General features: G+C 40.8%; 27 protein-coding genes. 7 read left to right on the plus strand and 20 right to left on the minus strand.

The features are described 5' to 3' along the window. Window positions 1-204: 204 nt before the first annotated feature. The gene (locus I8751_RS24115) at window positions 205-1,782 is read right to left on the minus strand and encodes an NAD(P)H-quinone oxidoreductase subunit 4 (protein ID WP_214441623.1); all 1,578 of its coding nucleotides are present in this window, start codon (window positions 1,780-1,782) and stop codon (window positions 205-207) included. A 358-nt stretch (window positions 1,783-2,140) separates the two neighbouring features. Here I8751_RS24115 and I8751_RS24120 point away from each other — a divergent pair, with 358 nt between their 5' ends. Then, entirely contained in the window at window positions 2,141-2,356 is a 216-nt protein-coding gene (locus I8751_RS24120) for a hypothetical protein (RefSeq protein ID WP_214441624.1), read from the plus strand. Window positions 2,357-2,484: 128 nt separating this feature from the next. Here the strand turns inward: I8751_RS24120 and I8751_RS24125 are convergent, their stop codons facing one another. From I8751_RS24125 to I8751_RS24170, 10 genes are all read right to left on the minus strand, one after another. After that, window positions 2,485-2,871 (minus strand): HEPN domain-containing protein, encoded by a 387-nt coding sequence (locus I8751_RS24125; protein ID WP_214441625.1) that lies wholly within the window; start codon window positions 2,869-2,871, stop codon window positions 2,485-2,487. After that, on the minus strand, window positions 2,868-3,191 hold the full coding sequence (locus I8751_RS24130) for a nucleotidyltransferase domain-containing protein (protein WP_214441626.1): 324 nt from the start codon (window positions 3,189-3,191) through the stop codon (window positions 2,868-2,870). Before I8751_RS24130 ends, I8751_RS24125 begins: the two co-directional genes overlap by 4 nt. A gap of 200 nt (window positions 3,192-3,391) precedes the next feature. Beyond that, complete coding sequence (locus I8751_RS24135) at window positions 3,392-3,688, minus strand: type II toxin-antitoxin system RelE/ParE family toxin (RefSeq protein ID WP_214441627.1); 297 nt, start codon at window positions 3,686-3,688, stop codon at window positions 3,392-3,394. After that, window positions 3,685-3,915: an addiction module protein gene (locus I8751_RS24140; protein WP_118162842.1), complete on the minus strand. Its 231-nt coding sequence runs from the start codon at window positions 3,913-3,915 to the stop codon at window positions 3,685-3,687. The genes I8751_RS24135 and I8751_RS24140 overlap by 4 nt, the downstream gene beginning before the upstream one ends. Window positions 3,916-4,003: 88 nt before the next feature. After that, window positions 4,004-4,189, minus strand: a complete 186-nt coding sequence (locus I8751_RS24145) for a type II toxin-antitoxin system HicA family toxin (RefSeq protein ID WP_214441628.1) — start codon at window positions 4,187-4,189, stop codon at window positions 4,004-4,006. Continuing rightward, window positions 4,186-4,389: a type II toxin-antitoxin system HicB family antitoxin gene (locus I8751_RS24150; protein ID WP_318780363.1), complete on the minus strand. Its 204-nt coding sequence runs from the start codon at window positions 4,387-4,389 to the stop codon at window positions 4,186-4,188. The genes I8751_RS24145 and I8751_RS24150 overlap by 4 nt, the downstream gene beginning before the upstream one ends. A gap of 151 nt (window positions 4,390-4,540) precedes the next feature. Continuing rightward, window positions 4,541-6,643, minus strand: coding sequence for an NAD(P)H-quinone oxidoreductase subunit 5 (locus I8751_RS24155; protein WP_214441629.1), 2,103 nt, complete (start codon window positions 6,641-6,643; stop codon window positions 4,541-4,543). After that, window positions 6,643-6,858: a hypothetical protein gene (locus I8751_RS24160; protein WP_214441630.1), complete on the minus strand. Its 216-nt coding sequence runs from the start codon at window positions 6,856-6,858 to the stop codon at window positions 6,643-6,645. Before I8751_RS24160 ends, I8751_RS24155 begins: the two co-directional genes overlap by 1 nt. Window positions 6,859-6,901: 43 nt before the next feature. Continuing rightward, complete coding sequence (locus I8751_RS24165; RefSeq protein ID WP_214441631.1) at window positions 6,902-7,288, minus strand: thioredoxin family protein; 387 nt, start codon at window positions 7,286-7,288, stop codon at window positions 6,902-6,904. Between the two features lie 400 nt (window positions 7,289-7,688). Beyond that, window positions 7,689-8,402: an NnrU family protein gene (locus tag I8751_RS24170; protein WP_214441632.1), complete on the minus strand. Its 714-nt coding sequence runs from the start codon at window positions 8,400-8,402 to the stop codon at window positions 7,689-7,691. 216 nt (window positions 8,403-8,618) lie between these two features. On the opposite strand from I8751_RS24170, the gene I8751_RS24175 reads away from it, so the two are divergent. The 3 genes from I8751_RS24175 (at window position 8,619) to I8751_RS24185 (ending at window position 11,557) form a co-directional block, all read left to right on the plus strand. Next, window positions 8,619-9,632 (plus strand): LysR family transcriptional regulator, encoded by a 1,014-nt coding sequence (locus tag I8751_RS24175; RefSeq protein WP_214441633.1) that lies wholly within the window; start codon window positions 8,619-8,621, stop codon window positions 9,630-9,632. 100 nt (window positions 9,633-9,732) lie between these two features. Continuing rightward, window positions 9,733-11,076, plus strand: a complete 1,344-nt coding sequence (locus I8751_RS24180; protein WP_214441634.1) for a serine/threonine-protein kinase — start codon at window positions 9,733-9,735, stop codon at window positions 11,074-11,076. A gap of 274 nt (window positions 11,077-11,350) precedes the next feature. Beyond that, complete coding sequence (locus I8751_RS24185; RefSeq protein ID WP_214441635.1) at window positions 11,351-11,557, plus strand: hypothetical protein; 207 nt, start codon at window positions 11,351-11,353, stop codon at window positions 11,555-11,557. A gap of 127 nt (window positions 11,558-11,684) precedes the next feature. Here the strand turns inward: I8751_RS24185 and I8751_RS24190 are convergent, their stop codons facing one another. After that, window positions 11,685-12,443 carry a Crp/Fnr family transcriptional regulator gene (locus tag I8751_RS24190; protein ID WP_214441636.1) on the minus strand — a complete coding sequence of 253 codons (759 nt, stop codon included), beginning with the start codon at window positions 12,441-12,443 and terminating at the stop codon, window positions 11,685-11,687. A gap of 456 nt (window positions 12,444-12,899) precedes the next feature. Between I8751_RS24190 and I8751_RS24195 the strand changes: the two genes are divergently transcribed. Further along, window positions 12,900-13,607 (plus strand): DALR anticodon-binding domain-containing protein, encoded by a 708-nt coding sequence (locus I8751_RS24195; RefSeq protein ID WP_318780364.1) that lies wholly within the window; start codon window positions 12,900-12,902, stop codon window positions 13,605-13,607. A 331-nt stretch (window positions 13,608-13,938) separates the two neighbouring features. Here I8751_RS24195 and I8751_RS24200 read toward each other — a convergent pair whose 3' ends face one another. The 8 genes from I8751_RS24200 to I8751_RS24235 form a co-directional block, all read right to left on the minus strand. Further along, a complete protein-coding gene (locus I8751_RS24200; protein WP_214441637.1) occupies window positions 13,939-14,814 on the minus strand; it encodes a Cof-type HAD-IIB family hydrolase in 876 nt (291 codons plus the stop codon). A gap of 134 nt (window positions 14,815-14,948) precedes the next feature. Then, complete coding sequence (locus I8751_RS24205; RefSeq protein ID WP_214441638.1) at window positions 14,949-15,713, minus strand: energy-coupling factor ABC transporter ATP-binding protein; 765 nt, start codon at window positions 15,711-15,713, stop codon at window positions 14,949-14,951. Window positions 15,714-15,754: 41 nt separating this feature from the next. Then, complete coding sequence (locus tag I8751_RS24210; RefSeq protein WP_214441639.1) at window positions 15,755-16,423, minus strand: energy-coupling factor transporter transmembrane component T family protein; 669 nt, start codon at window positions 16,421-16,423, stop codon at window positions 15,755-15,757. Beyond that, entirely contained in the window at window positions 16,416-17,339 is a 924-nt protein-coding gene (locus I8751_RS24215) for an energy-coupling factor ABC transporter permease (protein ID WP_214441640.1), read from the minus strand. Before I8751_RS24215 ends, I8751_RS24210 begins: the two co-directional genes overlap by 8 nt. Window positions 17,340-17,703: 364 nt before the next feature. Continuing rightward, window positions 17,704-18,534 (minus strand): energy-coupling factor ABC transporter ATP-binding protein, encoded by an 831-nt coding sequence (locus tag I8751_RS24220; protein WP_214441641.1) that lies wholly within the window; start codon window positions 18,532-18,534, stop codon window positions 17,704-17,706. A 78-nt stretch (window positions 18,535-18,612) separates the two neighbouring features. Then, window positions 18,613-19,410, minus strand: coding sequence for a cobalt ECF transporter T component CbiQ (cbiQ, locus tag I8751_RS24225; protein WP_214441642.1), 798 nt, complete (start codon window positions 19,408-19,410; stop codon window positions 18,613-18,615). Beyond that, a complete protein-coding gene (locus I8751_RS24230; RefSeq protein ID WP_214441643.1) occupies window positions 19,407-19,709 on the minus strand; it encodes an energy-coupling factor ABC transporter substrate-binding protein in 303 nt (100 codons plus the stop codon). The genes cbiQ and I8751_RS24230 overlap by 4 nt, the downstream gene beginning before the upstream one ends. After that, window positions 19,696-20,436 carry an energy-coupling factor ABC transporter permease gene (locus I8751_RS24235; RefSeq protein ID WP_214441644.1) on the minus strand — a complete coding sequence of 247 codons (741 nt, stop codon included), beginning with the start codon at window positions 20,434-20,436 and terminating at the stop codon, window positions 19,696-19,698. Before I8751_RS24235 ends, I8751_RS24230 begins: the two co-directional genes overlap by 14 nt. A gap of 330 nt (window positions 20,437-20,766) precedes the next feature. Between I8751_RS24235 and I8751_RS24240 the strand changes: the two genes are divergently transcribed. Further along, a complete protein-coding gene (locus I8751_RS24240; protein ID WP_214441645.1) occupies window positions 20,767-21,765 on the plus strand; it encodes a multicopper oxidase domain-containing protein in 999 nt (332 codons plus the stop codon). A gap of 500 nt (window positions 21,766-22,265) precedes the next feature. Beyond that, window positions 22,266-23,300, plus strand: coding sequence for a helix-hairpin-helix domain-containing protein (locus I8751_RS24245; RefSeq protein ID WP_214441646.1), 1,035 nt, complete (start codon window positions 22,266-22,268; stop codon window positions 23,298-23,300). Window positions 23,301-23,433 lie beyond the last annotated feature (133 nt).

Raw genomic sequence — 23,433 nt, forward strand, 5'->3', positions numbered from 1 at the left:
GAAAATTATTGCAAATAGATTGATTTGGCAGTAAATGATTTACTTGTAATATAATTCCCAAACTATTCAATTAATTAACCTTCGATAATAAAAAATTATAAAGTTTTTGTTATATGCTTCTAGTAAAAGCAAACTTTTTCAAAAAAAAGAGTGGGTATAAAACCCACCCTCAAAGCAATAGTAATTTAAATTATTAATGACTATTTAATTACCAATTGCTGGGGCACTTAAAGAAACCTGTGGTGCTTCTTCTTTTTGCTGTGCTAATGTTGGCACAGAATTACGCAACCGCGCTGTCAGTTGTACTGTGGTTGCATCATACATCTGAGTCAGTAACTTGGGATAAAGACCAATACCAATTATTGGTACTAACAAACAAGCAATGATAAATACTTCACGGGGTTCGGCATCTATCAAAGCTTGGTGAGAAACTAATTCTTCGTTCTCTTGACCGTAGAAAATTTCTCGCAACATTGACAGCAAATAAATCGGAGTTAAAATCACTCCAACTGCCATCAAAAATACTACGATGACTTTAAATGTGGAGCTATAAGCATCGCTAGTAGCAAAGCCGACAAACACCATTAGCTCTGCCACAAAACCACTCATTCCTGGCAATGCTAAAGAAGCCATCGAACAGGCAGTGAACATGGCGAAAATCTTCCGCATCCTCTTACCAACACCACCCATTTCATCCAACATTAAGGTATGTGTCCGGTCATAAGTTGCACCGACGAGGAAGAATAAACTTGCCCCAATTAATCCGTGGGAAACCATTTGTAAAACTGCCCCACTCAATCCCAAATCTGTGAAGGAAGCAATACCAATGAGGACAAAGCCCATGTGGGAAATTGAGGAATAGGCAATTTTTCGCTTCAGATTTCGCTGGGCAAAGGATGTGAGGGCTGCGTAAATGATATTAACTACCCCCAGCACCACTAACACCGGCGCAAAATAAGCGTGGGCATCGGGGAGCATTTGAGCATTCATGCGAACCAAGGCATAACCGCCCATTTTCAGCAGAATACCCGCTAGTAGCATGTGTACTGGTGCTGTTGCTTCACCGTGGGCATCTGGTAGCCAGGTATGCAAGGGAATGATTGGCAATTTAACGGCGTAGGCAATCAGGAAGCCGGCATATAGCGCCAACTGGAAATTGAGGGCGAAATCCTTGAGAGCGATCGCTCGCATATCAAACGTCACCGTATCGCCGTAAAATCCCATTGTCAGGGCAGACAGCAAAATAAACAGCGAACCACCTGCTGTGTATAGAATGAACTTTGTCGCTGCGTATTGCCGCTTTTTACCTCCCCAAATCGACAGCAGAAAGTATATTGGTACTAGTTCTAGTTCCCACACCAGGAAAAATAACAGCATATCCTGAACAGCGAATACAGCAATTTGACCGCCATACATCGCCAAAATCAAAAAGTAAAATAGCTTTGGCTTAAACGTCACAGGCCAAGCTGCTAAAATCGCCAGCGTGGTGATGAATCCAGTCAAAATAATTAGGGGCATTGACAAGCCATCTGCCCCTACTGACCAATTCAAATCTAGTTGCGGTACCCAAGGGTAACTCTCTACCAGTTGCAAATCGGGATTGGAGAAGTCGTACCCAGTATAAAAAGCATAAACAATCAGCGCAAAATCTATCAACCCTACGATTAGGGAATACCAGCGCACTGTTTTGCCGTCTTTATCTGGGATGAGGGGAATCAGTAGTGACGCGGCTATCGGCAATAAGATAATCGTCGTCAGCCACGGGAAATTAGTTATATTCATCACAATTCGTCTGCAATCAAAGTCATGTTTGGCAAAAAGTCACTAGCTATTAACTAACAGCTTTTTGGGTATTTGGTCTCTCTTGTTAGGTTGATTTAATTAAATTGGCAATCCCCCATTTTGCTCTTGAGAGTTTCTTTTGACTAGAGGAAGGATGAGCAGGATGTGGGTTAGGATACACCCAGTCAAGTTAAAAACTTACCCTGAAAGAGCCACTAGACTAGAATTATAGCGATGCGATGTCTACGACAAGCCGCTCCGCGTCTACGCATAACCCAACCCAGGATACACGATCTATTTGGTAGTTGTTGAAAAAAGCGATTTAATGCAAAAAAGCATGATTAGGAGAAATAAGCTTATGATAATCGCACAAATTGAAAGTCAAATTCGTTATGTCACCAACACAGATGGAGAAACAACAGATGTACTCGTCCCTGTAGAACTTTGGCAACAGCTGATGAGTTCTATAAATTCTGATAACGTCAGTGGTTTAGCTTGGATTGATGAACAGGAGCCAAAAGCACAAATATTAGCCGACCTGCAAGAGTCCGTGCGACAAGCAGCAGTAGGATAAACTTTCCCAGTTTCGGAGCTTTGGGACGATATTGAAGCCTAGAGTTATTTGATCAAATGTCAGAATCAGGATGTATAATTAACGCTGCGCTAACAAAATAAAAGGATTAACAGGATTTTTGTGATTATTCAAGGGCATAAAGAGTCAATATTTGCTTTGGCAAAATTAAGAATTTCGATAGCTCTTTGAATAATCTGATCGGCATCAGCTTGTGTAATATTAGGATCAGTATTATAGTCACCGCGTAAACGAGTTCTTTCTGCATCAATTAGATAACGATGAAATTCACGGGGAACTCGCTGTGGACGTGCAAATCTTTCTCCAAAAGCAGCAATTACGGCTGAATGTTTAGAATAACCAAGTCCTTCGCCTTCTAAAAAAGCGGTAGCAATATAAAACATTGCGTAATAGCTACGAGATGCTGCAAATTCAGCAAAACCTTTTTGATTGAGTTCTTCCGCTGCTTGCAAACTTCTCTCTGCTTTTTCTAGGAGTCTTTGTTGTTCAGGGGTCATATTACTAACCCATCTTGTCTGACATTACGGAAGAAACCACTATTATAATTTTCGAGTTGATCGCGGGTAACAAACGCACAACTAATTAAAACATTATATTCTAAACATAAATCTGCAATACTTTGACTTATTTTTTCGCTTTCTTGAGAATAGCTAAAAACATCTTTTAATACAATTAAAATATCAATATCTGAGTCTGGCTGTGCTGTTCCTCTGGCTTGTGAACCAAATAAAATTAGTTTGTCTAACTGTTCTCCATAGAGTTGTTTTAAGTTTTCGCGTATCCGGGTTAAGACTGTTGAAATTGGTTGATTTAGCATAGTTTAAAATAAACAATTACTTTTATCTTATATCTATATACATTTAAAAAAGATCGCACACAGAGAAAGAGCGATCGCAAACCGTGCCTAGACTATCACTCACGATGGTATATCATTTATCTACTGTGTAGTCTGTCTCCCATAGCAATAACTTCATGCCTTTCTCCGATTTCACTAATCCTTTAATTGATTTCTGAATTTTATTCTCGACCAATCCAGTACACAGGCTTACGTTTGTGATGTGCTATGGCTAGAATCCGAATTAAATCATCATCGACAACACGGTATAGGAGTGAATAAGGAAATTTAGGCAGAATAAGCCGACGAACAAATCCTCGAACTACTACACCAGCAGTAGGATAACGTATGAGGAGATTAACTGCACCTTCTATTTCTGTCAATAAATCTAGCCCTAGCCCCTGATTTTGTTCCTCGTAATAACTTGCGACATCAACCAGTTCTTGCTCTGCCAATGGATGAAATACAATTCTTGTCATTGTAAAGATGCACGAACTCGTTGAAATACTTCTTCAGCCGGAATACCAGTAATTTGATTGGTGTTCATATCTTCATCACGCTTCTGGGCTTCTTCAGCCCAACTAGCCGCAATTTCTTGATCTATTCCACTTTCTTGACCCAATCTTTCCAGTAATCTTGCTAATAAAATCACTTGAGAATCTTTTGGAAGTGCAAGAACTTCGGCTTCAAGCTGTTCAAGGGTCATAGTGAATACCTAAACTCTCTAGTACAGTACCTCTTATTTTACTGGAATTACAAATCATAAAACCTCAACAGTTAACACTAATGCAGTGTTAGCCAGCTTCATCATTAAGCATCTTAATAATATGTTTTGCAAGTTGCTCTTTGATTTCTCTATGTCTGGGAACGGCTTGAGAAATTTTTGTTATTGGATTCTGATACCAATCATGTTTGCCACCATGACGAACCAAGATACAACCCATTTCTTCAAGTTTACTGATTAAATTTCTTCGTTTCACGAAACTTCAAGTTCTGCAACTCTGCGAATATTTTGGATAGTTCCACTTGTTAATTCACTGTAAATATCGAGTAGATTTTCTCTTAGCTCCTCTTCAGTTTCACCCTGAGTCCAATAGTCAGGATATTCTTCGAGATAACCTAACCACATATCATCATCTTGCCAATAAATGTATTTTTTCTTAATCATTCGCCTATTCACTGCCTTTTTTGAATTAGGGAATTTAAGCCACTGATGCTTAGATTATCGATTCGTTAGATTACCTTATATATCTTAACTTCAGTCAAAAAAAAGAGTCTAAATTAGACTCTTAAAAAACTTAGGGGCAGACATCCGCCCACCCCTATTAAAATCAGGTGACACCAAAGACAATCACTAAACCCAAAACTGCCCCAAATACAATCAAGGCGTAAAATTGAGCGCGACCGTTTTCTAAGTATTTCAGACCTTCGCCACTAACAAGGGTGAAAAAGCCTGTGAGGTTAACTGCACCATCAACAACACGGAAGTCAACTTCCATAACTTGTCTAGCGATGCGACGCAAACCAACGACAAAGACACGATGGTAAATGTCATCAAAGTACCACTTGTTGAGGGATAGCTCATAAAGTGGTTTGATTTGAGATGCGATCGCAGCTGGGTCAATTTTACGCTGTAAGTACATCAAGGAAGCCAAGGTAATCCCAATTAAGGAAATACCTACAGAAGCCCCAGCCATCACATAAAATTCCGTCGGATTGAACTCGGCGGCCTTTTCTAGAACTTCAGTGAGGGTTTCGCTAGGAGGAAAAATAAACTCCTCGAAATAATTAGCGTAGGGTGTACCTGTTAAACCAATCAAAATCGAAGGCACAGCCAACAGTGCCAACGGCAGGGTCATTGTCCACGGTGATTCGTGAGGAGAATCGCTATGATGCCCGTGGGAGTCATGGGAATCATGATGATCACCAGTAGCAGCCAATTCACCATGTTTCATTGCCCCAGGGCCAAAATTTGGGGCTAGTTCTGCTGATTCTGATTCCAGGATAATTGTAGCGGCGGCCTTTTTAAGCTTGTCCTTGATTTTCTCGTCAGTACCGCGAAATTTGCCTTCAAATGTCATGAAATACATTCTAAACATGTAGAAAGCAGTAATGCCGGCAGTTAGCCAACCAATCAACCACAGAAGTGGGTTAGCCTCAAAAGCTTGTCCGAGAATTTCATCTTTTGACCAAAACCCAGCAAAAGGTGGAACACCAGAAATTGCCAAGCAACCAATCAAAAAGGTAATTCCTGTGATGGGCATATACTTTCGCAATCCCCCCATCAACCGCATATCTTGCGCTAAGGCAGGGTCGTGACCAACAACTCCTTCCATGCCGTGAATTACAGAACCGGAACCTAAGAACAGCATCGCCTTGAAATAGGCGTGGGTCATTAGGTGGAATAATCCAGCACTGTATGAGCCTAGTCCCATTGCCATCACCATGTAACCCAATTGGGAGATGGTGGAGTATGCTAGACCCTTTTTGATGTCATTTTGGGTAATTGCAATGCTTGCCCCTAAAAATGCCGTAAATGCCCCTGTAAAGGCAATTACGTTCATTGCTGCGGGAACGTGTTCAAAAACTGGATACATCCGGGCAATTAGGAATACACCTGCTGCCACCATTGTTGCCGCATGAATCAGGGCAGAAATGGGTGTGGGGCCTTCCATTGCGTCTGGTAGCCAGACATGTAGGGGGAATTGGGCGGATTTAGCAACTGGACCCAGGAAAACTAAAATTGCCAAGACAATGGCGAGGAAATTGCTCACAGAACCTGATTCTACGAGTTGTGCGAGGCGATCGCCCATCACATTAAAATCAAAGCTGCCTGTTGCCCAGAACAGTCCCAGAATGCCAAGTAGAAGACCAAAGTCACCCACTCGGTTAGTTACAAATGCTTTTTGACAGGCATCTGCTGCGGATTTGCGATCGTACCAGAAGCCAACCAGCAAGTAGGAACACATGCCAACCAGTTCCCAAAAAATGTAAACCTGTACCAGGTTAGGGCTAACTACCAGACCCAACATGGAGGAACCAAACAAGCTCAGATAGGCGTAAAACCTGACATACCCTGGGTCATGAGCCATGTAGCCATCAGTGTAGATCATGACTAATAGAGCTACCGTTGTCACAATCACCAGCATCAGGGCTGTGAGGTGGTCGATAGTGTAGCCCATTCTCAGGTGAAAATTACCTGCTGCTGCCCATTCGAGGGTGCGGAGATAAGCCGGGTGTCCTTGAATTTGACTCCACAGCAAGGCCAAAGACAACGCCATCGCTGCTCCCATCAAGGAGATGATAACTACAGCGTTAAGTTGCCGCAGGCGGTTTGTCACCTGATTTACCGAAATTAATCCTAGACCGACTAGCATTGCTCCTACAAGAGGCAATACCGGAATCAGCCAGGCATATTCATAGATTACTTCCATCACTGACGCTTATTTTTAGAATTCTTGACTAAGTTTAGGACAGTACTGCGGACGGTTTCCGCCGCAGGCAACTGTCCAGGCAGAACTGTTAATAATTGTGACACACACCCTTGAGGATAAAATACCCCACCCAATGAGCTTTGGGTGGGGTAATTAAGCATGGTTTTATATTTGCTGCCCAATACACTGAGTCTAATTTCTAAGTCAGCAGTCAAAAGTAATAACTCTTAAGTGCTGAATATTGACTATTAACTTACTTCATGCAGAGCGATATTCCAAGTCTGCTGTCTTTGAGTTGCTGTATATTTTCGAACGGTTGCTGTAAGTAATTTTTATTTCTTCTAAAGCTAGACGCAAATCTTCTCTACCACGAAACCCTTCTAAGCGACGTTGGACTATGCCGTTATCAACCAGTAGTAAAGTTGGTAGTGATTTTAGTCGATAAGTATTAGCAAGTTTGAAATTATCATCAGCGTTAACCCCAACTAATTTAATTTGCTCTCCACATTGAGCTTGAAATTGCAACAGCAAGGGGTGGATAATGCGACATAAACCACACCAAGGTGCTTCAAAATTTACTAAAACAGGAAGTGGAGATTCTAAAACTTCTTGAGTAAATGTCCGCTCACTAACCGACAACACCATGACGCCTCTAAGAATTATAGGGTTTTATTATTAAACTAGCCATTAGCAAGAGAAGTTGGCAAGCAGGTCAATGCCTATAGAAGCTTCAGGGCAAAAACTATTATGCAACTCTTGCAGGATTGATTTGAGCTTTGCCAAAAAAGCCAATGTGACTTCTTTAGCGGCTGCTTTGTTTTTTACTCCTAATTACCGTTGCTAGAGATAAATTTAGACTGCTGTGCCATTTACTCCCTAGCTTAGGCAATTGGTCAGCGAGATACCAGTATGGAAATAACAAACTGACTGAGCGCACCCCCACTAACAGCTGTTTCAATTCATCCTACATTGATTTGGTAGCAATTGATAAGCAGAAATTTTCATTTGTTTAGTCTTTTCTTTTATTAGTGGGGATCACCTAGGACTACCATTTTACCTTACTAGTTGCGACAAGCAACAGGGGATGTGCCCACCAAAGTAAAGCTATAAAAATGGCAACTCCTAAATAGGCGGGGCGCAGAAATTCCTGCCACAAGATAGATTGACGACCATCAATAATTGCCTGAAAGGGAATTATTGACGTGCGCTGTTGAGCTATTTTAAAGGCTTCTCCATAGCGGTGGGCTAAGCGACGATCGCCATGCCAAACCCCAAACAAGTGATGCAACACTAATCCCATAGAAGTCACCAACGTAAAGCTAGTACCTAACCAAAGGGTATGAGCAATACACCACATAATTTGCCCCACCATCTGAGGATGACGAGTAATACGAATAATTCCTGTTTCGTAGAGATGGACTTGGGGCTTTTGAATGGCAGCAATTTCTAGTAGATTGAAGGTGGCAGGATACAAAAACAAAAAGGAAATTGCTGACAATACCCAAACGAATGCTTGTACTCCCGGTACGCCCTGCACTTGCCAAAGTTGCAACCCATCATAACGATGGTTAAAAAAGTAAATTATTAATACTACAGCCAACGGTAAACTAACTAATGCAAAGAAAATGCGATAAAGCCTTGGCCCTATATGCTTCTCTGCCCAAGGTCGCAAAGCAGCTCCTCCACTGTGGGCGATCGCAAAAGCTAACTGTAACCCCAACATGACAAAATGACTGGGAGTAAACCAAGGATTCAACATGATAATACATGGGTGAAGTAATTTAAAGAAAACTTAACTCAGTACAACCAATACCACAAAGTATTCAAAAGGAGAGTTTAGTCAAAATGTTGTGGTACTGTCTTTTTCGAGTCAAACCTCTGAGTTTAAAATGCAACGAATCACGCCACACTAGAAAGCTGTGAGTCTTGATTTGTTGCCAAAGCTGCTCCTTTCAAAGTTTGTGGGTTGAGCCTTATGTCTGACCTTCCTTTCACTTTAGATCAGTTACGTATTTTAAAAGCGATCGCCGCAGAAGGCAGCTTCAAGCGCGCCGCTGATAGCCTTTACGTCTCCCAACCTGCCGTGAGTTTACAAGTCCAAAATCTCGAACGGCAATTGGATGTCCCTTTATTCGACCGTGGAGGACGTCGCGCACAGTTAACCGAAGCTGGGCATTTACTTTTAAGCTACGGTGAAAAAATCCTCAGTCTGTGCCAAGAAACCTGCCGTGCGATCGAAGATTTACAAAATCTCCAAGGCGGTACTTTGATTGTCGGCGCTTCCCAAACCACCGGTACTTATCTTTTGCCCAAAATGATCGGCATGTTCCGGCAAAAATATCCAGATGTGGCAGTGCAATTACATGTCCACTCTACCCGTCGGACTGCTTGGAGCGTAGCTAATGGACAAGTTGATCTGGCTATCATTGGTGGCGAAATTCCTGGTGAACTAGCAGAATCTTTGGAAATTCTTCCTTATGCTGAAGATGAATTATCCCTAATTTTGCCCGTTTTTCATCCCTTTGCCAAACTTGAAACAATCCAAAAAGAAGACCTTTATAAACTACAATTCATTGCTCTAGATTCTCAATCAACTATCCGCAAAGTAATTGATCAGGTACTAGCTCGCTGTGAAATTGATACAAGGCGTTTTAAATTTGAAATGGAACTAAATTCCATAGAAGCAATTAAAAATGCTGTGCAATCTGGTTTAGGGGCCGCTTTTGTCTCCACTTCGGCGATCGCTAAAGAATTACAAATGGGTGTACTGCATTGCACACCTATTGAAGGTGTTGTTGTCAAGCGAACGTTGTGGCTGATTTTTAATCCTAATCGCTACAGATCTAAGGCAGCAGAAGCGTTTAGCCAGGAGATTTTACCCCAGTTTGCTAACCCTGGATGGAATCATGAAGCATTAAAATTATCGCAAAAGAAGCTAGTAGTAAACACTTTAGATACAGCGACAACTACTTCTTCTGACGCAGGCTAACATTTTGTCGATAGTCAATAGTCAGTAGTCAATAGTCAGTAGTTATTAAAAAATTCTTGACTTTTGGCAACTGACTCACAACTGACCAAAAACAAAAAAAATGGAAGTCTACTGCACTCGTCCGCACTGTCCGCGTCCACAAAATCATTTTGCGGATTTAGATGATATTACAACCCTAAAAACAACACAACAAAAATTCTGTCTTACCTGCGGAATGCCATTAATACTAGATGGTAGATATGTAACAATAAATTTGCTAGGTAGGGGCGGTTTTGGTGCAGCCTTTTTAGCACGCGATCGCCGGATTCCAGGAATGCGTTCATGCGTGGTTAAGCAGTTCCAGCCAGCAGGAGATTTCACTCCTACTCAACTGCAACTAGCACAACAACTTTTTGAGAGAGAGGCAGAAGTTTTAGCACAAATAGGTAACGAACACGAGCAAATTCCTGACTTATTTGCCTTTTTTCCGGTGACAGTTCCTAGTTTACAACTAGGTCAAGAAGATCAATTTTTTTACTTAGTGCAAGAATATATTGATGGGCAAAATTTAGAGGAAGAATTAATTCAAAAAGGTAGATTTTCGGAACAGCAAGTTTTACATGTGCTGCAAGAAATTCTAAATGTACTAAAGTTCGTCCATGATAGAAACATACTTCACAGAGATATAAAACCCTCTAACATTATGCGCCGTCGTGATGGCAAACTATTTTTACTAGATTTTGGCGCAGTTAAGCAAGTAACAAATGCTTCATCTGGTAGATCTGGCTCTTCTACGGGAATTTATTCTATAGGTTTTGCGCCACCTGAACAGATGGCTGGTGGCCAAGTATACCCCTCTACAGACTTATACGCTTTGGCTGTAACTATTTTGACTTTACTTACAGGTCAAGAGGCTACTCAGCTGTTTGATGCTCATAGTAATCAATGGCAATGGCGAATGCATGTAACTGTCAACCCTCGCCTAGCTAACATTTTAGACAAAATGCTCCTGAGTGCTGCTAATCAACGCTTTCAGTCAGCTGATCAAGTTCTCAAAGTTCTCTCTCACCAGTTAATACCACCAACTCTTCTACCCCAAACAAAACAGCCTCAACCCAGTTTTTCCCCTTGGGAACTGTTAAGTGGAGCAGCATTTAGTGGGTTTGAAGGTGCATTAATTGCGATTGCTCTCTTTAGTCTATTCAAGCCGCCAATAATTCCCCTAGTAGTTTCTGTCCTAATTTTAGGAATTTTAATTTTTGCCCAGACTAGGCGATGGATTGAAAAGTTCAGTTTATTAATTATTTCTGGAATTACTTTTGCTCTTGTATTGTTTATGCCCTTTTTAAGAAGGGGTATTGGGGTTGAAGAAGTTATAATTTTAGTGGTTATGGGATGCTTGTTAACTGTTGCAGTGACAGCAGTATTCCGCCTTGTTTATAAATTATTATATTTAATATTTTAATTACAAAATATTAAATGATAATCACTTTTTTATTTAAATAAATGATTTTAAGCTAGTACAAATCAGCCACTACTAAAAATTAAATCTTTTAACTATAACAGTACTAATCATAGAAAAATTATTTTCTAAAACATCTTGGATGGTCAACCTTTCGGTTTGAAAGTGGAATGCTGTTGCCACGACCATCCAAGTAATGTCAAAACTAGCTGATATTGCTGGTAGCATGTAGTACGCTTCTGCTCCAGAGGTTGTTTTTCAATGTTCAATGTAGCCCTTGCAATTAGGGTGGACACAAAGGCAAAAACCATTTGTCCTCCCTTGTGAGTTTCCTGATAAACATAACAGATTGAACATTGAAACTTTCAGTCAATGGAATGACCCGATTACACACAATCTGTTTGTGGTGGTCAAACAGATTGGTCAAACTGAGCAGGAAGCGGATGTTGCTGGTGCCGCCTTACTGCTTATCGATCGGGGGTAGGAACTGATGACCTAGGCTGGTATGTCACAATTTGCTGACACTTGCTATTGCTGACAAGTATAGCGGTAATTCCTACCGTAGATGCTTGTAGGGCATGACTGGTTTTTTGAGAGATGGGAAATGTGCTTTAGCTGACTCGATTAATCGACTCTGCTGGTAAGCAAATAAGATTATCCCCTTGAGTGAGAATTAAACCGCGCTGACGCAACTTGCCCATCAGACGGGTGACGGTAACGCGAGTCGAACCAATAGCGCTACCAATTTGAGCATGGGTAAGAGGGAAAGGCAAACAATAGCCGCGAATCACGTCGGGGTCAGTTTCACTCATGGACGGCTCTCCATATTCCTCAATCAACAATGTGAGAAATCCTAAGAGTCGGTCAATTGTGCGCCTTTGTCCCAAGGCACTCAGCCACAACAGTTTACGCTGGTGCTGATACCTAAAGGCATCCATAACTTCACGACGGAAGTGAGGCCAATTGTCTAAATCATGCCAGTACATCCACAGCACAGCAGTTTGGTCTACATGAGCGTATGCCTGGAGCGTGAATGGTGACTGAGCAACAATTTCAAATGGTTGCCCTGCTCCTACAAAACCCAAGAAAGCTTCTTCTGGGGTTCTGTTGATTCGTCGAGATGTTAGCTGACTGGCAGTAGCGCTCACTTGAGCAGTTCCTACCATGCGGATTGCACCCCTTTGCACCAAATACAGCAATCCAGGCCGGGCTGGAATGCGTTCATCTTTGCTAAAGGTGCGGCAACGGTAGTGTTCTTGAGCCCAATCAAGAATTCGTTGCCAAGTCAAAAAAGGCCGTGATGCCTCAGAAAAAGAAGATGGAGATTGCATAGGTAACAAAGAGCGTTCGGCTGAAGACAAAGACGTCATAAAAAGGTGCAAGGAGTGTCTTTGTGTTGGCGGTTTCGGCTTAACGCCTAACAGCGCCAGCCATCCAAAGAGCAGAAAGCAAATTGCTCTCTACTTTTTGTTATACTTCTTACTGTACAATGATGGTAGTAAAGTTTACCCATTATTCATAGAATATTCATCAAATTTTATGCTGTTCTCATTTTTCTTCATTTAGATTAATCTTATCTCTAAAGAGAGATGACAGTAAATCCGGAAAAAAAAGGTTTTAATTTATTTATTAATAACTACGTGCATCTCAGCTTACTAGTAAGCGAATACACAGCAATCAAACAGCTAATATATAGTCAAATAATAAGTGCAATAAGTATTTATACTAATGAGCAAAAAAGCATAAGCATAGATGATAAAAAAAGTCATCTATATAAAGATAGAGATAATAGTCGAATATTATATATCTCAGGTATAGCTTTGGGGGTGTCAAAATCTCATAATCAACAACCTATGGAAGTAGCCAATGGCATTGGCTCTTACTTATCAGAAAACTATAGTGGTGTTTTTAGTATCCAAATTGTTCCTCCGGGTTGGATTCATTTAGAATTGAGTCCGCCTCTTGTCGCGGCGTGGTTACAAAGTCTTGTAGCGGGGAGTTTAGGGCGAGGAGGGAATACTAAGAAGCAGGAGAGTAAAGAAGAATCATTAATATCTAATGCTCAAATTCTTAATCCTGCTCACTTATTTGCAATTCAATATGCCCATGCGCGTTGCTGCTCACTATTGCTGCTAGCTCATCGAGAAGGATTAATTGAACTCAGGGAACCTTTACCAAATAGTAGCCCAGCTTTTTGGAGTGTAATTTCCCCAGAGCAAATACCTTGGCTAGACTCTAATGCCAAACTTTGTCTGAATCATCCAGATGAAAGTCGTCTAATTACCGAGTTAGTGCAAGTGGTAGACGATTTAGAGTTTAATGATAGAGGTGGTTCGGTGAATTGGGAAAAAGCGGGACTAAATTTGAGTCAAGCGTGGGAAAAATTTTGGTGCAAATGCCGCATTTGGGGTGAGGTTAAAATTTTATCTCCCGACTTAGCCAAAGCTAGACTGGGATTGTTGATAGCTACTCAGTCTGTATTAAGGTTTTTGCTGGTCGAAAAGCTGGGAGTTTTAGCTCAGATGGAGTTATGAGCCATTAGTGTTAAATCTTGCTGACTAACGAAAAATTATACAATGTTCAATTTGCATTAGACTAACCATTTTATTAAAATAACGGCGTTTGATTTCTCAACAAACGGTTACGTAATTTTGCTTTGAATAAGCGTGCTATTCCTCAACAGTGTTTTTCACGCACAGAGTAAAAACTTTATATAATATCTATTGACTCATTTGATCACCTCAGTTATATTTACAGGTGTGTGAGGAGCGAACCAGCAAGAGCACCGAGACGAAACACGGCCAGTCGTCGGTGCTCTTTCTGATTTCATCCTGTTTTGCTGAGGACAAATATAAAAAATTGCCCTTACGAGAGTAAAAATTTTTTGATTGCAATTGCGGCTCCGTCTTCTTCAACATTAGGAGCTACCCATTGAGCGATCGCCTGAACTGCCGTTGGTGCGTTGCCCATAGCTACACCAATGCCAGCATACTCCAGCATTTCTAGATCATTGAAATTATCACCAATAGTCATAACGTTGGTGCTTTGTAGTCCTAATAATTCTTCAGCTAAATAACGCACAGCAGTTCCTTTGTTAACAGAGGCATTAGTCGCTTCAAAAAAAGTAGCAACAGATGTTGTTAGATAAAGTTCAGCGGGTGTGTATTGACGACGTAAATTCCCTAATAAATCATTAATCACATCTGTGTCATCGCACAAAGCTAACACCTTTGTCGGTTCATTATTCAAGACTTGACGTAAATCGCCTACAGGAATTGGAGTAATGCCAGAACGTTGTGCATAAATTTGGGTTTCTCTAGTTAACTCCCGCACATATAACTGATCATTAATATAGAAGTGAACAGATAAAAGCGATCGCAACTGCGGTTGTTCAAAATAGTCTAGTAGCTGGTGGGCAATTTCTCTAGAAACAGCCAAATGCCGATGAATTTTTTGATTGATTGGATCTTGAATCCAAGCTCCTTGATAAGCCATTAACGGTAGGACAGAGCTAATTTCTTGGTGGAAGCGTAAAGCTGAACGATACATACGACCAGTGGCAATTGCCACTCGAATTCCTTGTGCTTGAACGTCTGCGATCGCTTGCTTTACAGGTTTGCTCAAGGTGTTAGACTCCCCAGAAATGGTACCGTCTATATCTAAAACCAGTAATTTAATATCTTTTGCAGCCATAGCCTGATTACCGATGGAGGCTGATTGAGCAGCAGATGCTTGTTGCATAAATTCCCCAGGTTTGAACTCCCAGTAAGAGATTAGCAGGCTCTCACCAATATGAGCAGATACAAGGCAGTCCCAACGCCCATTTTTTATGCCATGCATGAGGCATTGGGCATTGCGGTATCTAATCTAAATAATCACCAATCGACTGGTAAACCCAACTGATCTAAAGTTTTTCCCTCTTGCAAAAGTGGTTGAATCTGGCCATCTATGGGAATGCGACCACCAGAAAGTACTAAAGCCCGTTGAGTCACTTTTCCCAACCACTGCAATTCATGGGAGGCAATTAACATCATCTGCACAGGCAACTTTAACAATACTTGAGCTAAATGTCGCCGCCATGCGGGATCAAGACCATTAGTCGGCTCATCTAAAATCAGAATTGTAGGCTCTAAGGCCAAAATTGCCGCTAGGGCAGCAAGCCGTCTTTGTCCACCAGAAAGTTCGTGGGCAGAACGGTTGGCATAGGCTTCTAAACCAAAATCTGCTAATAGCTGCCGTGCCCGATCAATTGCTACTGCTGGTGGTACGCCGTAATTTCGTGGCCCAAAGGTAATATCTTCTAGTATGGTAGGCATAAACAGTTGGTCGTTGGCATCTTGAAAGGCAAAGCCGATGTAACGACGCACTTGGGGCAGAGTTTTAGGTTCTACGTGAATGCCATTAATCCAAATTTTGCCTGATTGTGGTTGTTTTAAGCCAATCAGGTTCTCTAGCAAGGTACTTTTACCAGACCCAGTTGCCCCCATTAAGGCTACGCGATCGCCTGAGTTTAAGGTAAAAGAAATGTCTTGCAATACTGGTTCCTGTCGGGAATAAGCATATACCAAATTCTGGACTTCGACTACCGCAGCATGGGGATTAGAAGTTGAAGCTTGGGGATTAAAGGTCAAAGATTTCAAGATGCACAACTCAAAATTTACAACTTTACTTCCATTAACTGTTAGCTGTTAACGGAACTCTGAAGGTAAGAGGTCAGGGTTAAAAAACTAGCGATCGCTCCAGCGGCTAACAGGGCAAAACGCTCTTTTGGTCTTAATGTCGAATCTACTGGCAGTTTTCCGTTATAACCACGAATTACCATTGCTGCATAGACTCGTTCTGCTCTGTCTAGAGTCCGGAGGTACAAGGCTCCAATCATGGCAGCACTAGCATAGCGTAACCATCCGGTTGCACCATTTAGACCTCGCAATTGAGCGCTGCGCTGCATCCGTGTGACTTCCGACAGCAAAATTTCTAGATATTGTCCAGCTAATAGTAAATTTTCCTTAATGGGTGCTGGCACAGGTAAATTTTTGAGGGCAATACCAAAACTGTGGGGAGGTAAAGTTAACAAAAAACTATTCATGGCGATCAGACATACCAGAGAACGAAACAGCAAAAAACTGGCTCGCTCCCATCCCAAGGGCAATGCCATGAATGTCAAGAAAATTAATTCGGTACCTAATAATCCTCCCAAATAGCGGACAGGTACACGCAATATTCCTGCCCAAACAAGGGCGATCGCAGCATATACAGCTAGCCAAGGCCAAGCATCATACTTGAGTAAGGCTGCTCCCACGACAATGACTAAAGATAGATGCAAGCGTAACGGCAAAGCAATTTTAAGCATTCTTTGGTTTCACCACCTTGGCAATTCCAAAGGCAACAGCAAAGCAAACCGCAGATCCAACTAAACCAGCAAGACTCGCACCAATTTGCCCTAAGCCTTCAATCCCATAGTCAGCTAGAGGCGTTGGTACAGTTACCCGCACCTGATCAGCTAAGTCAATAAAGCCAATGTTTTCGGCAACCCTTTCCAAACCGTCGGGCCATGCTGAGGCGAACAATGACAGCACGCCGGCAATTAGGAAAATGCTGACAACAGGAACTAACCACCCTTTAAACTGCTGTTGTTCTCCTGGTAATAAATCTGGTCTGGCTGTGGCTAGATAAGCCAGTACACCTCCAGTAATTAGCCCTTCACCGATGCCAATCAAAATATGCACACCAGTCATGGCTGGCAAAACTACGGCTAAGGATGCTGTCCCAGAAAGGGCTAACTCAATGGCACAAGCTACAGATGCTACGACTACACTGACAGCAGCGGCAATGCCAGCAGCTAGAGGTAAACGACCTTTAGACCCTCCGAATAGACGCTGCAAGGTTTGGGTTAATACCCAGCCTACCCAAACAGCAATTACTCCCGCGTTTAAAATATTTGCACCCAAGGCAGTGATACCACCATCGGCAAACAACACAGCTTGAATAATAAAAACTGTAGCAATGCACAAAATCCCTGCCCAAGGGCTACCCAAAACGATCGCTGCTAAGGTTCCCCCTAACAAGTGACCGCTAGTACCTCCGGCTACAGGAAAATTGATCATTTGGGCGGCAAAAATAAAGGCAGTGGTTAAGCCCAGTATCGGGGCGCGACGGATACCAAAAGCCTCTTGCGATCGCCCACAGGCGATAAACAACGCAGCCGCACTTGCCAAGCCGGTAGCCACTGCTACTGGTGGAGAAACAAAACCATCAGGAATATGCATGATGTCCCCTATATTGAATGTGTTGGCTCACACAATTTAAATAATATAATTACGGCATCAAATTAATAGGAAACAAAATTTCTATTCCTTTTTCAATGCCCTATTGGGGGATTTTATAGTGTTACTTAGGGCAGATTCGCAATAAAATCTACGTCAAATAATATACTTATTTATTAAGTTATTAACTTTTGTTAAGATTATTTTTATTTTAGCACTAAACCTTAGTTAAATCTTTAGATTTTAAAGGATTTTTTCAGTTAGTCTCCTATTGAAATAGACCCTTATCTATTTACTCAATAAAAATATTAATAATTTTCTAGAAATTCTAAAAGTAAAAGAGTACCAGAGTTGCCACTGTTACTACCTAAAAATAACGGAACAGTTTCAATATCCTCTGTCGTAACTTTTCTAAAACTGGCCCTTCGTCGGCTAACCCCTCAGCAAATAACATGTCATATATCAATGGTACTCCTAACTGTAATTCTTCGAGAATCTCTCGTTGAGCGAATACATCTTGAGGTTGACCCTCTAAGATAAGTTTTCCCCTGTCCATAACAAAAAGCCAGTCTGCCCAACGATAAACTAAATCTAGGTCATGGGTTGCCATAAGTATTGTGGTTCCAGACGCATGAATCTTTTTTAGGGTTGCCATTAAGTTACGAGTATGTAATCTATCTAGATAAGCTGTTGGCTCATCTAGTAACAATAGTTGCGGTTTTAATACCATTACATCAGCAATGGAAACTCGTTTCTTTTGACCCAAGCTGAGATGATGTACTGGTCTTTCGGCTAATTCGGTGAGTCCAAACTCAACTAAAGCTTGCTCAACTCGCTGTTGAATTTCTACTTGAGGTAATCCCAAATTACACAAGCCATAAGAAATATCTTCCTCAACAGTAGAGGCAACTAATTGTTGCTCTGGATCTTGAAATATCAACCCAACTTTTTGGCGCAATTCTATCAGAGATTTGCGGTCGTATTGCAAAGGCTTGCTTTGCCAATGGAGATTACCACTATGAGGTTTGTATAAACCATTAGCTAATAAAAATAGTGTGGTTTTACCGCAACCATTCTGACCAATTAAAGCACATTTTTTCTGGGCTGGAATTCGTAGCGTTAAACCATTTAAAGCTGATTGTCTTGCGCCTGGGTAAGTATAATGTACTTGTTGAAATTCGAGTAATGATTGCTGCATTATCATATCATTTTTACAAAAACTTACTGGCTCAAGCCCTGATTTCATATAAAATTATAATTATTTAATATTTAATAGTTAAAAAATAGAAATATTCCATTCTAATCCTAATAAGATTGCACATCCCATAATCGCTTCCATAGCATATCGCTTAGATAAATAATAACGATGAGAATGCCAAAACTGAAATTCGCCCTTAAAACCCCGTGAAGCTAAGCTTAAAGACACTTGACGATAGTTTTCTAAAGTGCGTTTGAGTAATTGTCCAATTAATAGAGATAAACTTTTAATGCCGATGTTAAAAGTGCGATAGCCACCACGAGATTGTTGAGCAGTCCATAATTCGACAGATGCGTTTAACAAAACGAAAATAAAACGGTACATCAATAATAAAAGGTCTGTTAAAATTACAGGAAATCCGATGCGGCGCAAGGTTTGTAAAAGTTCCGTAAATGGAATAGTTAACATAATAAAATATAAGCAGGCAAGAGAAGCGATCGCCCGTGTAAAAATCGTTAATCCCTGCTCAATTCCATGATTACTGATGTATAAATAGTAAGAGCCAATAGTCATCCCAGCTATTGAGTCGCTTTGTATCAAACGCAGATGAGCAATGTTTACGCCATTAATCACTAAAGCAGGTAAACTTGTTAACCAAAATAAAGTAGCAACATAAACTAGTTTCAGATAAATTTTAGCGGGGATGCCCGCATAAACAACCGTCCAAGTACTAATCCAGATTGCAATTAAAATCTGAATTAAAGGATGAGAAAAAGCAGTGATAATTAACAAAGCGATCGCAAACAATAATTTTTGCTCTGGCGCTAACCACCGCAAGCGATTTGTATAAGCCAGAGTATCTATTTGCAGAGTCATTCCTTATTCCTTTGCTGCTGGGAACGCCCTTTATATAATCCGATCGCGTAACCAATTACTCCAGCACCCAAAGCTGCTTGAGAAGAAAATAATAAGCTTTCTACTTCACCACTAGGCGGTTCAAATAAAGGTTTAAACCAAGGTTTATATCCAGGGTGGACTTCATCAATTGCTTCTTCGGCTTGACCATCTGCACCACCAAATTCTGCCCCACGTACAAATATTAAAGGCGCGACTGCTAAAGTGATCACTGCTAATACCAATAGCCAGTTATTCAATCCTTTTTTAGACTGATTCATTGCTTTGAGGTTCCCCTTTAATTAATTTTAATAGTTCTAATTCTTGAGGAGTATATGATTGTAGCCAGTTCCACACTAGTACAGTCAGTAATCCTTCGCTAATTGCCAAAGGAACTTGAGTAATTGCAAAAATTCCGGCAAATTTGGCGAATGAGGCGATAAATCCACCCACTGGTGCAGGGAAAGCTAGAGCAAGTTGTACTGAAGTAATAACGTAAGTGAGTAAATCTGCCAAAGCTGCTGCTAAAAAAATAGCGATTCTTTGCTTACCGCTTAACCACATCATTAGCTGATATATCCAGTAAGCAGCAAATGGCCCAGCGATCGCCATTGAAAAAGCATTTGCTCCCAATGTTGTCAAACCGCCATGCGCTAGTAGCAACGCTTGAAACAACAAAACTAAAGTTCCTAGCACCGACATTGCCAAAGGCCCAAACAGCACTGCTCCTAATCCTGTCCCTGTAGGATGGGAACAACTACCTGTAACTGAAGGCATTTTTAATGCCGATAACACAAAGGTAAAGGCTCCAGCTAATGCCAAAAGTAATTTTAGTTCCGGATTCGCTTGGGTAATTTTAGTTAGCGATCGCAATCCTAAAACAAAAAATGGTAACGCTACTATCCACCAAAAAATTGCCCAACTAGCTGGTAAGTAGCCTTCCATAATGTGCATGGCATAGGCTGGTGTAGTTGCTCCCACAACTAGGTAAAAGCTGAGAACACCCATCAAGATTAGTGATATACGCTTTGATTTGAAAATAATTTTTGACAAGTTCTATACCTCGTAAATGTATTTTTAGGACTTATTTTGTATTAGCAAGTTTGATAAATTTATGATGATTATCATTATTATGGGGTCGCTCAAAGTTAAAATATAAAAGTGCGTTGAATCATAACACAGTTTTACTTTTTGCCTTGATGTCTCTAAGTTGCTTTCAAGATAGCTTTTGTTCCGAAATAATTAAGAATTATTGACAATAATTCTTAATTCCGATACTATCCAAATTAATTGCAAAAAATTCGCAATTTTTTCTGCTGCAAAACAGTTAATCATGCCATGCCCAAGCACTTTATTTTGGGGAAAGAGAAACTTTGGAGTCGCCGTCAACTGTTGCAACTAGGATTAGCGGGTGCTGGCGTGACTGGTGCGGCAGCGCTTTGGCAAATTTTGCATTTACAAACTCACTCAAGGGTAAGAATACCACCTATCGAAATAGAAGCATCTGAGGGCGTTGCTAACCCAATGAAGATGCTTAGGAACTTTGATTATGGAACAGTGAAGCAAGAAAATGGACGCACCATCCGAGAATTTGAGTTAACTGCTGGTACTTCCATCATTCAACTCAATAGTGCTGTATCTTACAACATCTGGGATTTAAACGGTAGTATACCGGGGCCAACGTTACGGGCTAAACAAGGCGATCGCGTGCGGGTACTGTTTCTCAATAAAGCAGGACATTCTCATTCTCTACATTTTCATGGTGTTCATCCCGCCGAAATGGATGGTGTCCGACCAGTCAGTAACGGCAAAGCGACTATTTATGAATTTGATGCAGAGCCTTATGGCGTTCACCTGTACCACTGTCATATTGAACCAGTTACCCGTCATATTGCTAAAGGGCTGTACGGCATGTTTATCATCGATCCTCCAACGCCGCGTCCTTCAGCTGATGAGATTGTACTAGTGATGGCTGGTTATGACGTGAATGATGATAGTCATAATGAATATTACGCCTTTAACGGACTGCCTCACCATTACATGCATAATCCCATCCGTATTTACCAAAATCAGTTGATTCGTCTGTATGTTCTCAACATCATTGAATATGATCCGGCGGTAACGTTTCATCTCCATGCCAACTTTTTTGATGTCTATCGTTCTGGGATGACGATGACTCCTAGTGAGAAAACCGACGTAATTACGATGGGTGTAGCAGAAAGACACATCTTGGAATTTGCATTTCGCTATCCAGGTAAGTATATGTTTCATCCTCATCAAGATGCGATCGCAGAAAATGGTTGCATGGGTCAATTTGAAGTTATTGCTGCTAGTTAATCTTAAGAATTTCTCAAGAGTATTTTTAAATACGTCAACATTTTTTTAACTTAACGTGAGTTCGATGAACTTTAAACTCTAAAACCTTTGACTAGCATAGTATCCAGTAAATAGCTGTTCCTAAAAATAGTTGAGCTTATTGAGAATAAAATCAGTAACTTCTATATCAGTCAATTATTGACTTTATTCTCAACTAATGGTTGATAGTTTATTTTAGCCATAGCTCAGTAATCCTTTGTTGACAAGGCTTCTAGCCTCTAAAATCCGTCGAACTCACGTTAACTTATATTTCCATAGCTAGTAAGGCTTATAAGCCCTGCCAGTATTTTGAAGGCTGGGTTACTTTCATAATTAAATTTTTAGTAAAAATTAGTAACTAGTTGATAAAAAGTTTCATTATTATGCAAAAGTTAAATCTATGATATTTTGTCAAATTCAACTGCTGCTAGTAGTTGGAAATGTTTTAATTACTACCTTCTAAATATCGCCAAGCATAAATTATGATCAAATTTCGTTATGTTTGTCTAACCGTCGCTACTGCTGCCATAGTTACTTTAAGTGCATGTAACAGCACACCAAATGCAGAAAATACATCTGCGCCCGCAGTAAATTCCACTGCACAAGTTACTGAAACCACCACTCATAGTAGTCATAGCGGTAAAGCAAAAATTAATATTAATAATGCTATTTTGTCCGAGTTGGATAAGTTTGAAGCTAAGTTAGGTGTCCCAGCCTTATCGAACAAAATTCAAGCAAGTCGTCCTTATGCTAGTTCGGAAGATTTAGTTACTAAAAAAGTAATAAATCAAGAACAATTTGACCAAATCAAAGATATGGTAACTGTTCAAGAAGTAGTACTGACTGGCGAAGCAAAAGATGTTGATTACATGACTAAGTTGGGGTTGATGAAAGGACATCTTTTGGTAGCACAAGAACTGCTAGATAAAAACTTGCCAAAAGAAGCCGAACCTCATATTGGACACCCAGTTGAGGAAATTTATGTGGATGTAGAAGAGCAACTAAATGAGCGCAAAGTTAAAGAATTTAAGACAACTTTGATCAGCTTGGAAGATTTGGTAAAATCTAATCCCAAGAATGCCAAAGTAAAAACTGATCTTACCTCTTCATTACAAGCCGTTGACGGAGCGATCGCAACTCTCAGCGCAGAACAACGCTCCAAGCCGGGATTTGTGCTACAGGTAATTAATGAGTTATTGGATGCAGCCAACTCAGAATATGGAGCTGCGATCGCAGACGGCAAAATAACCGCAGCGATTGAATATCAAGACTCTCGTGGCTTTGTAGTTTATGCCAACGAATTATATCAAGGTATTTCTAGCCAAGTAGCTCAAGAAAATCCGGAAGCAAACAAAGCAATTGTGACAAGTCTAGCTGAACTCAAAAAAGCTTGGCCCAGCGTTACCCCACCAGCTAAACCTGTACAGACTCCTAGTGAGGTGACTAAACTGGTGACAACAATTGAACAGAACTCTCAAAAAGTGATTGATAAATCTAACACCCAAGCCCAAGGATAGTATTTTGAACTTAATGGGAAGCTTAGATTAAGAAGATTAAAATAAGTAATAAGTGAGGAAATAGTTAGGAGTTACGAAGTAAAGAGCGTAGATAGTCTGAGCTTTGAACAACTTTAAGGAGTATAGCTCCTAA

It is taken from the genome of Atlanticothrix silvestris CENA357 (assembly GCF_016056295.1).
Taxonomy (GTDB): Bacteria; Cyanobacteriota; Cyanobacteriia; order Cyanobacteriales; family Nostocaceae; genus Atlanticothrix; species Atlanticothrix silvestris.